At 40.4% G+C, this 13,461-nt stretch carries 11 protein-coding genes and 1 pseudogene; 10 read left to right on the top strand and 2 right to left on the bottom strand.

The window, feature by feature from the left end:
* Positions 1 to 41: 41 nt before the first annotated feature.
* The 3 genes and pseudogenes from EEL30_01470 to EEL30_01460 all read left to right on the top strand — a co-directional run bounded on the left by EEL30_01470 (position 42) and on the right by EEL30_01460 (position 2,191).
* A pseudogene (locus EEL30_01470) lies at positions 42 to 231 on the top strand (AEC family transporter).
* Between the two features lie 287 nt (positions 232 to 518).
* Positions 519 to 1,145: a YitT family protein gene (locus tag EEL30_01465; protein QDX91175.1), complete on the top strand. Its 627-nt coding sequence runs from the start codon at positions 519 to 521 to the stop codon at positions 1,143 to 1,145.
* Positions 1,146 to 1,318: 173 nt separating this feature from the next.
* Complete coding sequence (locus EEL30_01460) at positions 1,319 to 2,191, top strand: ABC transporter ATP-binding protein (protein QDX91174.1); 873 nt, start codon at positions 1,319 to 1,321, stop codon at positions 2,189 to 2,191.
* Positions 2,192 to 2,364: 173 nt separating this feature from the next.
* On the opposite strand, the gene EEL30_01455 is transcribed toward EEL30_01460, so the two are convergent.
* Entirely contained in the window at positions 2,365 to 3,126 is a 762-nt protein-coding gene (locus tag EEL30_01455; GenBank protein QDX91173.1) for a DUF3050 domain-containing protein, read from the bottom strand.
* 283 nt (positions 3,127 to 3,409) lie between these two features.
* Between EEL30_01455 and EEL30_01450 the strand changes: the two genes are divergently transcribed.
* Entirely contained in the window at positions 3,410 to 4,231 is an 822-nt protein-coding gene (locus tag EEL30_01450) for a protease complex subunit PrcB family protein (GenBank protein ID QDX91172.1), read from the top strand.
* Between the two features lie 287 nt (positions 4,232 to 4,518).
* Here EEL30_01450 and EEL30_01445 read toward each other — a convergent pair whose 3' ends face one another.
* Positions 4,519 to 5,715, bottom strand: a complete 1,197-nt coding sequence (locus EEL30_01445) for an MFS transporter (protein ID QDX91171.1) — start codon at positions 5,713 to 5,715, stop codon at positions 4,519 to 4,521.
* A 155-nt stretch (positions 5,716 to 5,870) separates the two neighbouring features.
* Between EEL30_01445 and EEL30_01440 the strand changes: the two genes are divergently transcribed.
* The 6 genes from EEL30_01440 to EEL30_01415 all read left to right on the top strand — a co-directional run bounded on the left by EEL30_01440 (position 5,871) and on the right by EEL30_01415 (position 13,252).
* On the top strand, positions 5,871 to 6,266 hold the full coding sequence (locus EEL30_01440; protein ID QDX91170.1) for a hypothetical protein: 396 nt from the start codon (positions 5,871 to 5,873) through the stop codon (positions 6,264 to 6,266).
* Positions 6,267 to 6,476, top strand: a complete 210-nt coding sequence (locus tag EEL30_01435; protein ID QDX91169.1) for a DUF910 family protein — start codon at positions 6,267 to 6,269, stop codon at positions 6,474 to 6,476.
* Positions 6,477 to 6,665: 189 nt separating this feature from the next.
* Positions 6,666 to 8,672: a transketolase gene (gene tkt / locus EEL30_01430; GenBank protein ID QDX91168.1), complete on the top strand. Its 2,007-nt coding sequence runs from the start codon at positions 6,666 to 6,668 to the stop codon at positions 8,670 to 8,672.
* Positions 8,673 to 8,966: 294 nt separating this feature from the next.
* Complete coding sequence (locus EEL30_01425; GenBank protein ID QDX91167.1) at positions 8,967 to 9,863, top strand: EamA family transporter; 897 nt, start codon at positions 8,967 to 8,969, stop codon at positions 9,861 to 9,863.
* A gap of 164 nt (positions 9,864 to 10,027) precedes the next feature.
* Positions 10,028 to 10,624 carry a DUF4269 domain-containing protein gene (locus tag EEL30_01420; protein QDX91166.1) on the top strand — a complete coding sequence of 199 codons (597 nt, stop codon included), beginning with the start codon at positions 10,028 to 10,030 and terminating at the stop codon, positions 10,622 to 10,624.
* Positions 10,625 to 10,702: 78 nt separating this feature from the next.
* Positions 10,703 to 13,252 carry a PBP1A family penicillin-binding protein gene (locus EEL30_01415; protein QDX91165.1) on the top strand — a complete coding sequence of 850 codons (2,550 nt, stop codon included), beginning with the start codon at positions 10,703 to 10,705 and terminating at the stop codon, positions 13,250 to 13,252.
* The last annotated feature ends 209 nt before the right edge of the window (positions 13,253 to 13,461 follow it).

Raw genomic sequence — 13,461 nt, 5'->3', positions numbered from 1 at the left:
GAAGTTGATTGACCCTTGCACCGTTATTTTCATCTGTGGGTATCATCAACGTAGCAGTTCCATGTATTATTCTGAACGGAATTTTTCATACTCCGTTGAATCAGCAACTCTTACATCACATTTTTCTCATCTTTTTTATTGCAGTTGGTTTGAGCTGTTTGGGAATGTTTCTTGCTTTTTTTGTTCGCTGTTCTATGTAAAGTGCCCATTAATAAACGCCGAGAGTTTTCCTTAGCCTAAATTATTACCTGTTTGATTCATGGTGCGATTTTTATGGTATAATAAAGTTGTAACTTTACAATGAAAGGATCGGATAGTGATGTTACCGCGAAGGACCATCTGGAAACGGTTTGATCTCTCAGACACGTAGCGTAGTAGTTAGAAGCGTTCCACTCTTGACCTGTGAACCCTAACTACGAAAGAGAGATGCTTTATGATACAAACAAGCGATCCTGTCAGGACCTGCTTCGTAGTTAGTGGAGACAGTGACTAACTAACTACGAAAAGGGGAAGCCTCGATGAGGACAAAACCATACCAACAAACCTTCATGATTTTACTAGGAACTTTTTTATTGGCCTTTAGCTATTACCACATTAACTTTCAGAACAATTTAAGTGAAGGTGGATTTGTGGGGTTATCATTACTTGGAAAATACGCTTTTGACTGGTCACCGTCCATTACGATGTTAGTATTAGACATTCCAATCATTTTAGTTGCAATGATGATCAAAGGACGTACGTTTTTGATTAATACCATTGTAGCAGCGACATCTTTTTCCTTTTTCTATGAACTATGCGAGCGTTTTTCGCCGCTAGTATTTGACTTTAGCAATGCCATGTTGCTAGCTGTCGTATTATCAGGAATCAGCACGGGCTTCGGTCTAGGATTGGTTCTTAGATTCGGTGGAGCAACAGGTGGGGATGATATTTTATCCCTATTCATAAGTAAGTGGACGGGTATGTCAGTAGGTACCGTTTTATTAATATTTGACGTACTTGTGTTGATGCTTTCGTTATTTTTCTTACCAGTACCTCAAGTTCTGTACACACTTTTGGCGGTCTCAATCGCTGGTAAAGTGGTCACATGGACTTATGAATATGGTACAAAAGAAAAACAAACGAAGCTGGCACACAGTGCAGCATAAAGAAAAAACCAGTTAACAAGATGAATGTGAGTCTGCTGAGCAGATAACAACGATCTTTGTTAATTGGTTTTTTTATAGAAAAAATTTGACAATGATAATGAGAACCAATATCATTTTAAGGGAAGGTATTATATTTCAGAATATTTTAGCGTGACATCGAAAGGGAGATGATCATGGTTCGCTTGCATACGCAACAATTAAACATAGGTTATGCTGATAATCTTATTGTAGAGGACTTAAACATATCGTTACCAGATGGAAAAATCATTGCCTTGGTCGGTGCGAATGGATCAGGTAAGTCTACCATTTTAAAAACGATGGCACGTCTTTTAAAACCAAAAAAAGGCGGTGTATTCTTGGATGGCAAATCCATTCATCAACAGGATACCCGCAAAGTAGCCAAGGATTTAGCTATTCTACCGCAAAATCCAGTAGCTCCTGATGGACTTACTGTAGAAGAATTGGTTTCTTATGGACGTTTTCCCCATCAAAAGGGCATGGGCAGTATGACGCCTGAGGATAAAAAAATTGTACAATGGGCTTTAGAGGTCACTGGTATCATTGAGTTTGCTACAAGAGGGGTCGATCAGTTGTCAGGTGGTCAACGCCAACGTGCATGGATTGCCATGGCGTTAGCACAACAGACGGATATCCTGTTCTTGGACGAACCAACCACGTTCCTTGACATGGCTCACCAGCTAGAAGTATTACAGTTACTAGCGAAATTAAATAAAGAAGAGAAGCGTACGATTGTCATGGTTGTTCATGATCTTAACCATGCTACTCGTTATTCCGATCATGTTATTGCCATTAAAAAAGGGAAAGTAATGGCACAGGGATCTCCTACCGAGGTCATGACGCTTGAAATGCTATGGGAAGTATTTGGCATTGAAGCTGATATTATTCCAGATCCGCGTAGTGGCGTTCCTCTGTGCATTCCATACGGTTTGGCTACGGGAAGTACTTCTACCAAACATAAAAAAGATAGTAGTGTATCTAAAGAGCATTTAAAAGAAGATAACGCTACATTGGCTGTAGCTCGTTAAACTCAAGGAGAACAGCTACATAATCTTAATCTAAGATTAAAAAGGAAAAGAGCTTGTTACCTCGAAAAGATAGTAGAGGTGACAAGCTCTTTTTTTGTAAAAAAGAATGAATATAGTTATTCCACACCACATGGTTAATAGGTTTAATCAAACTTTTTTTCCAGGTGGTTTATTTATTTTTGTAGATCTGCTAGCACACCGTCCCATAGGGATATGCGACTACTGAGCGCTTGTATAGCTGTTACCTCTGCTTCTTTCCATTTTTGTGTATCATCTTTACATAGGGATGCCAGAAGCTTTTCAGCTAAAGGTCCATGTTCATCTCCGTCTAGCTCAATGTGACGATTTAGATAATACAGCAGGCAGGCAGGAGCTTCTCCTTTTGCAGTCAATTCTTGTACAAGTACCTGAAACATATCCGGTATAATATCTTCACGACCAAAGAAAAAAGCGGCACATACTTCGTGAGTTCCTCCCGCTTTAGCCAAGTGAAGGGTTTGTTTTACGAACTGTTGCACACTGTTAGGAGCATTGCATAATGCCAAAGCCTCGTCAGGAGTGGTACCACCTTCAAGCAACGTGAGGAATTGCTCTATTTTGGATGTATCAGCTCCTACTTCTTTCATAGCTCGTAGGTACAATTCAAAATGGCTGGTAAAGCCCCCGTTGCCATCTTCATCAGTTTCTTCTCCCAGCACAATTTCATTAATGAAGCGTGCATATTCAGCATGAGGAGCAGGAAGCCAAGGCACACTTGTGCAAGTTACGTCTAATTGTAAACGTTTTAATAAACTCATGAAATCCCATACAGCAAACACATGGTGTTCCATAAAGGTACGTACGCTTTCAGGTGTTTGCATAGCGATAGAGATAGGATGAGCAATTAATTGTTGGCGAACTACATCAACCTGTGGCATAGACATAAGTGTTGTCATATGAAAACTCCTTTTGTTATCGAGCCTTTTAGTCAAAATCTTTTGTTATTACGATTATCTCATAAATAAAAACATGCTAAAGAGCTCTATGATAAATGTCACTCTTTTGCCTTATTTGGGTAAATATTTGGAAAAAAATGTATAGACGAAGTGACTATCTATATTATAGTAGGAAAAAAGATCCTGTTAAATACGTAGAGAAATGAAACATTATGGGAAATCCTTAAGTCAAACAAGTAACAGAGAAAAATATGCTGAAAAAAAGCGAAGGGATTGAGTGAAAATGTTAAGAAAAACGACAGTAGTTGCTGTGATGGGGCTGGCACTTGTAGGCTCAGCTATCCCAGGTATGGCTGAAATAGTGATGAAGCCTGTAACCACTTCTCTTATGATAAATGAGAAGAAGGTGATTAAGCACTCGCCACTGATTAGTGTTAATCAACGCACAATGATCGACCTACAGGAGCTAAGTAAATTAACAGGTGGCAAGGTAACAGAAAAATCAGGAGCGTATCAGTTGCAAGTAAAAGAAAAGACTTTGGTATTTCAGACTGGAAAACAAACTGTTCTGGTAAATGGAAAAGAACAAAAAGTAGAAGCTGGAGCAGTGGTTTATCAAGGAAAAGTATATGTGCCCCTACGCTGGACGATGGAATCCTTATCTGCGCAAGTAAAATGGGATGCAAAAACGGATGAAATCCAGGTTACGAATCTATCTGTTGTTCAGGGTGAGCAACCTGCTTCTAAATTTCAGACATTACAAGAAGAGCAATTAAGTGCAGAGGAAAAAGCCTTTGTAGAAAGCGTAAAAGAAGAACGTGGTGTCCATCAACAAGGTGATTTGTACGTGATCGCACATGGTGAAGCCCCTAATGCTGGATATGGTTTAGTTGTGGATCATACTGAACAGAGCTGGGAGATGGTAAAAGTATATGTGAAACAAACCAAGCCAGAGGCTAATAAAATGTATGCGATGGTCATTACCTATCCGTATGTAGTAGGGAAGATCAGTGCGCCACCTTATACAACGGTTACGTTCTATGATGTGGATACAGGTAAAATGTTGTTTGAAGAAGAAAAGAGTTCCTCTCAGAAAGGGAAGTAAGGTATGTCTGGGAACAATTTTTGAGAGGTAATCTATACAAGGCGAAAACGCATCCGGATACTCAGGATGCGTTTTTGATGTTTTTACGTTTTATCAGTGTAGTGTTCAAAGCATCGAGATATGTGTCGTCAAAGTCGGTTGAAACTCCTTTTGGCAATAGGACATATTGAATAGCAAGTCCGATTATCATGAGAACGAGAGAAATCATCTGCCTGTAATAAATAAAAAAGGAACCAACTGGATTATTCCAGCTCGTTCCTTTTTCTATGTATTCACGATATTTTTCATTACTGAGAGGCTGGAGAATACGTGTCTGCCTCAGATTCTGGCTCTGGCTCTGGCAAGTGATGCACTCTACCAAAATATACTGCCAAAAGACCAATGCACAGTATCCCACTGATTACAAATGGCATGCTGTGTGAGAAAGTAAAGAGCCATCCAGCCAAAATAGGGCCAACAATTCTCCCCATGGTATCCATGGCGCTCATGTTACCAGATGTAGCTCCTTGTCCGTCACGCGTACGTTGCGAGATCATGGCGGTATTGGTTGTTCTCATCATACCTTGCCCAAGACCAAACAAGCAAAGGGTAAGAGCGAATTCTAGGAACGTAGAAGATAGCAATACACAGAAGAATCCCATTACGTAAAAGAATATCCCAGTAGCAAGCAACTTTGACTCGCCAAATCGCTTTACTAACTTGCCAATAACACCTTGCAAACCAGCAGAAATCAACCCCATGATGAGGAACATATAGCCCATGTCTTTGGAGGTAAGACCAAATTCATATGAAATGAATAGGGCAAAAACCGTCTCCATGGCTGCAAAAGCTAGCGAAGTAACCAGCATGATCTGATACAATAATCCTAGATTACTAAATATAGCTCCCAACGAGCTGACAGGTTTTTTCTTGAGAAATTTTCCCCGCTTTTCTTTTGGTAAGCTTTCGGGAAGTAACATCCACGTGAAGATCAAAGTAATAAAAGCAAGTCCACCTGAAACGAAGAATGGTAGTGACAAGCTAATATCTCCTAGGATACCGCCGAGTGCTGGACCGAATACGAAGCTTAGTCCTACACCAGCTCCTACAATTCCCATCCCTTTAGCACGTTCCTTAGGAGGGAAAATATCAGCGACCATTGCTGTGATGGTTGGAATGCCAGCTGCGGAAGTAATCCCAGCTAGGACGCGATAAAAAAGCATTTCGTAGTAGTTGGTCGAAAAACCAAACAGGATGAAGCTAAGAGAGAATCCGAATAAAGCTAGCAAAATGAACGGTTTTCGTCCATATCGATCCGATAAGCGTCCCCAGACGGGTGCAAATATAAACTGCATGATATTATAGCTGGCGGATAAAATCCCCAATTGTGTCGTAGTCGCACCAATCTTAGTAACGAAAAAGGGTAAAATGGGGATAATAATTCCAAAGCCAAGCATCATTAAAAAGATAATGCTAAAGAGAAGGAAGAGATGTTTCTTTTCCACAGGAAAAACCTCTTTTCTATACAATCAAAAAGTTCAAGCTACTCTCCACCATACGAAATGGAGGGAAAGAAGTCAAGGCGACAACTGGGGTCTGATACAGTTGCCATGTTATAATGAAGACACCTGTAAGTAAGGCAAAAGGAGAATGAATGTAAATGGTTAGTAAGATGTTATATTATCTCACAGCAGAAGAAGATCATTGGTTGGACGAGCTGTTGGATTATTTCCCTATTATGAATGCAATGGTACCTACTAAAAAGACGCTTCAAGTAATAGAGGAACAGATAGAAGCAGGTGAAATTACTCAGTCCGTGCTTGTAATCAATGTTACAGGATTGGAAGATCGCTTACCTACTTTGCTGGAAGAATGTCAAAGTCTTGAGCATGTGCAAAAACAACCTCTTTACTTGGTAGGGATAAAAGAGGGAGAAGAGGAACAGTGGAGAAGTAGTTATCCACAAGCGAAAGTCATTGTCATTACCGGTTTCTTAGTTGAGTTTGACTTTGAATTGGTATGCCGTGAAATGGAAGCTGATTTGGGAGGGAAATAAATGAGCGATATGAATACTTTTAATCTTCCTGAGTTTTTGCGTCGTTTTCACATCATGATTTATACCGGAGATCCGTTGGGAGATTTGTTGATGATTGAAGATGAGGTACGTGAACTTTTGACATCTAAAGTAATTGATAAAGAAGAGTTTGCTCTTGCGATGAAAGAGATTGATAAGCGTAAAAGGATATATGCAGAGGGGATTCAGTAATAATAAGCATCGATACCTTATTATCTCTAATAAAATACCTAGTTCTGCATCACACTAACCTAGCATGTAAAAATAGGGCATTGGTTCGTTCATAGAAAATACTCTGTTTTTGTAAAGCGTTTTTTACTCTACTAGCTTTTCCTATGTTATAATCACACTGCAGTTACTTGTAGGGGGGAATTAACCGTAATGACTACTCAACAAATGAATGTAGACCAATTGGCAATCAATACTATTCGTACACTATCAATCGATGCTATTGAAAAGGCGAATTCTGGCCATCCGGGGATGCCAATGGGATCAGCGCCTATGGCACACGTGTTGTGGAGCCGTTTTATGAAAGTAAGCCCAAAAAATCCATCATGGATTGATCGTGATCGCTTTGTATTATCTGCTGGTCATGGTTCTATGCTGTTGTATTCTATGCTACACCTTATGGATTATGGCGTAAGCATGGATGATCTGCGCAACTTCCGTCAATGGGGAAGCAAGACGCCTGGTCACCCAGAATTCGGTCACACTCCTGGTGTAGATGCAACGACAGGTCCATTGGGACAAGGAATTGCGATGGCTGTTGGTATGGCGATGGCTGAGAGACATTTGGCAGCGACATACAACAAAGATGACTATGAGTTAATTAATCACTTTACATATGTTATCTGCGGGGATGGAGACTTGATGGAAGGCGTTTCTTCTGAAGCTTCTTCTCTTGCTGCTCACCTTAAACTAGGTAAAATGATTGTTCTTTATGATTCTAACGATATTTGCCTAGATGGCGATTTAAGCCAATCCTTCACAGAAGATGTTGCTGCTCGTTACAAAGCATACGGCTGGCAGTATATTCGTGTAGAAGATGGAAACAATGTGGAAGCTATTGAGAAAGCTTTGGCTGAAGCTCGTACAGTTTTGGATCGTCCAACGCTGATTGAAGTGAAAACAACAATTGGGTTCGGTTCTCCAAATAAAGGTGGTAGCAGTTCAAGTCACGGGGCTCCACTTGGTACAGACGAGGTTGTTTTGACAAAACAAGCATATGCTTGGGAGCATGAGGCATTCCACGTACCACAAGAGGTGCAAGAGTACTATGCTTCTCTAGTAGAAGCAGGTCAACAAAAAGAAGCTGAGTGGAATGAGCTATTGTCTGCATACGAAAAAGCTTATCCAGAACTAGCTGCTCAATTTAAACAGGCAAGTAACGGTGAGGTATCCGAAGACTTTGATGCAGACCTTCCAACTTACGAAATCGGTAGCAAGCTAGCGACTCGTGCTGCTTCCGGTAATGCAATCAATGGTTTGGCAAAACGTCTACCTAATTTGATCGGTGGCTCTGCCGACTTGGCACACTCCAACAATACTTTGATTAAAGGTGCTGGAGATTTCTTGCCAGGTTCTTATGAAGGTCGCAATCTTTGGTTTGGTGTTCGTGAGTTTGCTATGGGCGCGGCTCTAAATGGTCTGATGTTACATGGTGGTGTGAAAGCTTTCGGCGGTACGTTCTTTGTCTTCTCTGACTATGTTCGTCCAGCTGTTCGTCTATCCGCACTAATGAAACTTCCTACTACGTATGTATTTACTCATGACTCTATTGCAGTTGGAGAAGATGGACCAACTCACGAGCCTATTGAGCATCTAGCTGCATTCCGTGCAATGCCTAATCTTACTGTTTTGCGTCCTGCTGATGCGCATGAAACAAACGAAGCTTGGCGTTATGCGGCATTGAGCAAAGATGAGCCAATTCTATTAGCTTTAACTCGTCAAAACTTGCCTATTTACCAAGAGACCAAGGATTTGGCTCGCGAAGGTCTGGCTAAGGGTGCTTATGTTCTAAAAGATGCATCTACAAGTGAACCACAAGTGGTGTTAATCGCTACAGGTTCTGAAGTATCTCTGTGCATGGAAGCTCGTGAAAAATTAGAAACAGAAGGTATTCCAACTCGCGTAGTCAGTATGCCTAGCTTTAACCTATTTGATCGTCAATCTAAAGAGTACCGTGATTCTGTCATTCCTCCGCACGTTAAAGCGCGCGTTGGTGTAGAGATGGGTTCTCCACTAGGATGGGAACGTTACACAGGTGATCATGGAGCAATTATTGCTATTAACCAATTTGGTGCATCTGCTCCTGGCGATATCATCATGAAAGAATACGGTTTTACTGTAGAAAATGTGGTTAAAACAGCGCAAAACCTAGTAAAATAAGAAATGCTTTACCATGTACAAAACCTCCTCTAGCAAACAGAGGAGGTTTTACGATTTTCCATACTTAATTTGTGAAAGAGTTCGATTGACTTTTATTCATACTCTTCTTAAAATAAGTGAGAAACTTTTGATTTTAATCGTTAGAAACTTGCCTGTATAACAACATGTAAGTGGCGAAATTTTCAAAAGAGATGACATTTTGTACATTTCTTTTTTTCGTTCGCCCCCTATCCATCGGATGGGGGGTTTTGTGCTTGCAAAAATTAGATTCGAAAAGAAAGGAAGGCAACAAAAATGCTTAAATATGCTCTGCTGGTCTTTTTAGGGGCTTGTAGTTATGGAAGTTTGTCTACCATTATTAAGCTAGGTATGAAAGAAGGTTTTCAGGTAAGTCAATTGGTAGGAAGTCAATTTTTTATTGGTTGGTTGCTGTTAATCATTCTTACATTCCTGTTCAATAGAAAGCGTGTTTTTTTTCGTTCAATTTTACAATTGATATTGGGTGGTTTCGCATTAAGTGGTACCACAATTTTTTATAATTTAGCTGTAGCTGAATTACCTGCGTCTATTGCGGTTGTGCTATTATTCCAGTTTACTTGGATTGGTGTCTTATTAGAAGCTGTAGTCGATAAGAAAAAACCAAGCAAAGAAAAGGTTTTTTCCATTGTTGTATTGCTTACGGGAACGGTTCTTGCTGGAGGATTACTAGATCGGGGATTTGAATCGCTTACGGCAGCTGGAACGGTTTATGGTTTATTATCTGCAATTACATTTGCGCTCTATATTTTTGCTAGTGGTCGTCTGGGGCTTGATGTTCCTGTGTTTACGAAGAGTTTAACCATGGTTACGACGGCTGTGGTTATTGTGTTTGCAGTATTCCCACCAACCTTTTTCGTGGATGGATCACTAGAACAGGGTTTGTGGATGTATGGAATGGCATTGTCTTCATTAGGAATCATTATTCCTGTTGTATTTTTCTCTGTAGGTGTACCAAAAGTCGGTTCAGGATTGGGAACGATTCTTGGAGCAGCGGAATTGCCTGCCGCAGTTATTGCCTCTGTAACGGTATTAGGGGAACATGTAAGTACATTGCAATGGAGCGGTATTTTACTGATATTGCTTGGAATTATTGTGCCGCCATTGATGCTTAGTAAGCGTCAAACAGGGCATACGAGACCAGTTGTTCAGTAGGAGAAGCTAAAAAAATAATCTGACCTTGTTTCTTTCAATAGATAAAACTACGAATGGCTCTCTATTGGCAGGAATTGTTTGGTACAAAGCAGCCACTTTATACTATCATGGTAAAGTGGCTAGTTTTTATCTGTGGTTCGATTTTTGAAAGCAGGTGAATATACATGATACATCTTGATAAGCCCGATTATTTACAAATAGGCAATGACCGACAAAAACAAGCATTTATTGTGTTACAGGAACTTGAATTGTTTAATCAGTTGTCTATCTACGATCCAGTGCTAACAGGGACTATCCCACTTGGGATTGATATTGCTACAAGTGACCTTGATATAATCTGCCAGGTGGGATGTTCAGAGTTTGACCAGTTTACCCATGAGGTTGTGAATTTGTATGGAGATTGCGCAGATTTTCAATTGGAGCATGTAGATGAACTACGAGGAGGAAGGGCAATCGTTCTATCGTTCTCTTATCAAGGATGGCTAATCGAAATCTTTGGCCAATCTATACCTGTACGACAGCAGAATGCGTATCGACATATGATTGTTGAAGAACGAATGCTGCGGTTAGCAAAGGACTCGGCACGCACTGATATTCGATTATTGAAGGAGCAGGGATATAAGACGGAGCCTGCTTTTGTTTACTATTTTCAATTGGGTGGGGAAGACCCATATGACCGTATGCTACAGCTTTACGACTACTCAGACATCAAGCTGTTGGAGATGATGAATTCATCAAAAAGTAATGAGGGTAGTAACTAAATAAACGCTAACCAGAAACTTTTTTTTGACTTAATCGTCTAAAAAGGTGGAGAGAGGAAAGAAATCTGGAGGTAATGTATGGCTCAAGCCAAGAAGAAAAAAAAGAAAAAACTAGTCAATAAGTGGATACTGCTTATCATTGGGTTTGCGGTCTTTTTAATTTTATCCGTCATCGGGGGTTACTTCGCTCTCTTATATGCGGGTGGCAAAATGGTGGATATGGATGAGAATAAATTAAAAGACATCAAACTAGAAGCAACCAAAATTATTGATGTAAATGGAAAAGAACTATCAAAGTTATATGTGCTAGAAGATCGTGAATACGTCACAATTGACAAAGTCCCTAAAAAATTGGTGGATGCATTTGTGGCTGTAGAAGATAAACGCTTTTTTGAACACAATGGTGTAGACATGATTCGGATAGGTGGAGCAATTTGGAAAGATATTCGAGCAGGTAGTACGGTAGAAGGAGCAAGTACGATAACGCAACAGCTTGCGAAAAATGTGTTTCTCTCTCACGAAAAAACGTTTTGGCGAAAAACGAAAGAGGTTAGTATCGCGATTAACCTAGAGAACAGATTTACGAAAGATCAGATCATGGAGATGTATTTAAATAAAATTTATTTAGGTCATGGTGCATATGGAGTAAAGGCTGCCGCTAATTATTACTTTGGAAAAGAAAAGGCGGAACATCTCGATACATTAACTACGGCTGAAATTGCCCAATTAGCAGCCATTCCGAAAGGACCGACCATCTATTCTCCGTTTAAAAATCCGGAGAAATCAAAAGAACGTCGAGATACGATCATTCGCTTAATGGCGGAACAAGGAATTATTACGGTACAGGAAAAGGAAACTGCTCAACAACAATCACTACCTGATCCAAGTCGTGAAAAAGCCATTGGGGGAAACAAGGCGTATCAGGCTTTCCTAGATTACGTTGTTGATGAGGCCGAAGAACGATACGGTATTGCTGAAGATGAGCTGTATAGCGGAGGATATCTAATCTATACTACGCTAAACACGGATGTACAGGATGCAATGGTGAAGAACTTTGCTAATGCTAAGAACTTCCCGAAAGATGGGACAACTAATAAGGTAGACTCTGGAATGGTAGTCCTTGATGCTAAAACAGGTGGTATTGCTGGGATTGTAGGCGGCCGTAACTATGTGCATAAGGGCTGGAATAATGCATTAAGTCTGCATCAGCCTGGTTCCTCCTTTAAACCATTAGCGGTTTATGCACCAGCACTAGATACAGGCAAATGGCATGCAGGCTCTATGTTGAGTAATAAGCGCCAAAGCTTTAACGGTTATGAACCAAGGAACTGGAATAATCAATACAGCGATTCCATTCGGATGGATAAAGCTGTTCAGATGTCACTCAATATTCCTACTGTCTGGTTGTTAAATGAAATTGGAATCGATAAGTCATTGAAGTACATCAAGGATTTTGGTATTACGTTAGATCCGACTGATCGCAACTTGTCGATTGCATTAGGTGGTCTGCATAAAGGAACATCACCACTTCGGATGGCACAAGCGTATACAGCATTTACAAATGGCGGTAAGGTAAAAGAAGCTCACGCCATTGATAAAATTAAAGATATCAGAACAGGAAGAGAAGAGACTAGACCTGTTAAAGAAACGCAAGCTATTTCACCAAATGCTGCTTGGGAAATGCACGAGTTACTACGTAATGCTGTTCAAAGTGGTACAGGAACGAGTGCGAAAATGAAAAACTGGCCTGTAGCAGGTAAAACGGGAACCACACAATCAGCATTAAGCTCCAGTGCAAATAAGGATGCTTGGTTTGTTGGTTACAATCCTAGATATATCGGCTCGATTTGGATGGGCTTCCCAAAAGAAGATAAAGGCCACATCATGTATGATGGTAGTAGTAAGACTGCACATATGTTTAGTGTAATTATGCAAGAAGCGTTAAAGAACGAAAAGCCAACTGAGTTTGTACGACCAGACGGAGTTGCAGACCACCAAAAGGTTGAAGAGACTCAAGAAGAAGCAACAACCCCACCTTCTCTCTCAGTTCGACTTACCATTGAAGGTTCCCAGCCGGTTGCCTTATTGATGTGGGAAGATACTAATGAGAAAACAACGGGTTACGATGTGATGCGCTATTTGAACAGTCCTGAGTCGGCTGAAAAAATATCGTCCAAACAAAGTGGAAAAACCTTTGTTGATCCGGTTAAGGAAGGCGTATTATACAAATACTTTGTTGTACCTTATGATGAAAATGGTAACCCTGGAAGTTCATCCAATATTGGTGAAGTAAACACTAAACAATTGGAAGAACTTCTGCAAAATGGCGAAAATCAGAACGAGGACAACAATAATTCAACGGAGAATGGTCAACCTCCGAATAACGGTTCGAATGGTTCTAATGAACATGATGGCAATGGCAACGGTGATAACACTGGTAATGACAATTCGACACCGCCAGGCTTGCCAAATGGAAATAATCAAGATAACGGACAAGGGCACGGTCAAGGACAAGGAAATGACTCCTCAGGCAACGGATTTGATCCCAATGCTAACAACCAGAGACCAGCCGATATTCCAGATCCAAACCAAACGGTTGATCCCAACCAACAAGAATCAGGTAATTAACGAGTAAGAACAACAGATAGATCGCAATAAAGATTAGGAAAATAACGATGTAGAAATATGCATCAGTAACAAAAAGTAATAGAGAGAGGGCAACCGGAATGCAGGACGGGTGCCCTTTTTTTGTAGGTAAGATGTACTCCAACATTCTTACTGGTTACATTGACAAGATTATGACTATTTTCACAGACACAGGTGCGTGTTAGAATGGT

The sequence above is a fragment of the Brevibacillus laterosporus genome, from assembly GCA_007833815.1.
GTDB classification, from domain to species: domain Bacteria; phylum Bacillota; class Bacilli; order Brevibacillales; family Brevibacillaceae; genus Brevibacillus_B; species Brevibacillus_B laterosporus_D.
This window is presented reverse-complemented; position numbering and strand designations above follow the sequence as displayed.

Coding starts and splice junctions, on each gene's coding strand:
- EEL30_01465 (QDX91175.1), top strand. CDS start 519: ATGAGGACAAAACCATACCAACAAACCTTCATGATTTTACTAGGAACT.
- EEL30_01460 (QDX91174.1), top strand. CDS start 1,319: ATGGTTCGCTTGCATACGCAACAATTAAACATAGGTTATGCTGATAAT.
- EEL30_01455 (QDX91173.1), bottom strand. CDS start 3,126: ATGACAACACTTATGTCTATGCCACAGGTTGATGTAGTTCGCCAACAA.
- EEL30_01450 (QDX91172.1), top strand. CDS start 3,410: ATGTTAAGAAAAACGACAGTAGTTGCTGTGATGGGGCTGGCACTTGTA.
- EEL30_01440 (QDX91170.1), top strand. CDS start 5,871: ATGGTTAGTAAGATGTTATATTATCTCACAGCAGAAGAAGATCATTGG.
- EEL30_01435 (QDX91169.1), top strand. CDS start 6,267: ATGAGCGATATGAATACTTTTAATCTTCCTGAGTTTTTGCGTCGTTTT.
- tkt (QDX91168.1), top strand. CDS start 6,666: ATGACTACTCAACAAATGAATGTAGACCAATTGGCAATCAATACTATT.
- EEL30_01425 (QDX91167.1), top strand. CDS start 8,967: ATGCTTAAATATGCTCTGCTGGTCTTTTTAGGGGCTTGTAGTTATGGA.
- EEL30_01420 (QDX91166.1), top strand. CDS start 10,028: ATGATACATCTTGATAAGCCCGATTATTTACAAATAGGCAATGACCGA.
- EEL30_01415 (QDX91165.1), top strand. CDS start 10,703: ATGGCTCAAGCCAAGAAGAAAAAAAAGAAAAAACTAGTCAATAAGTGG.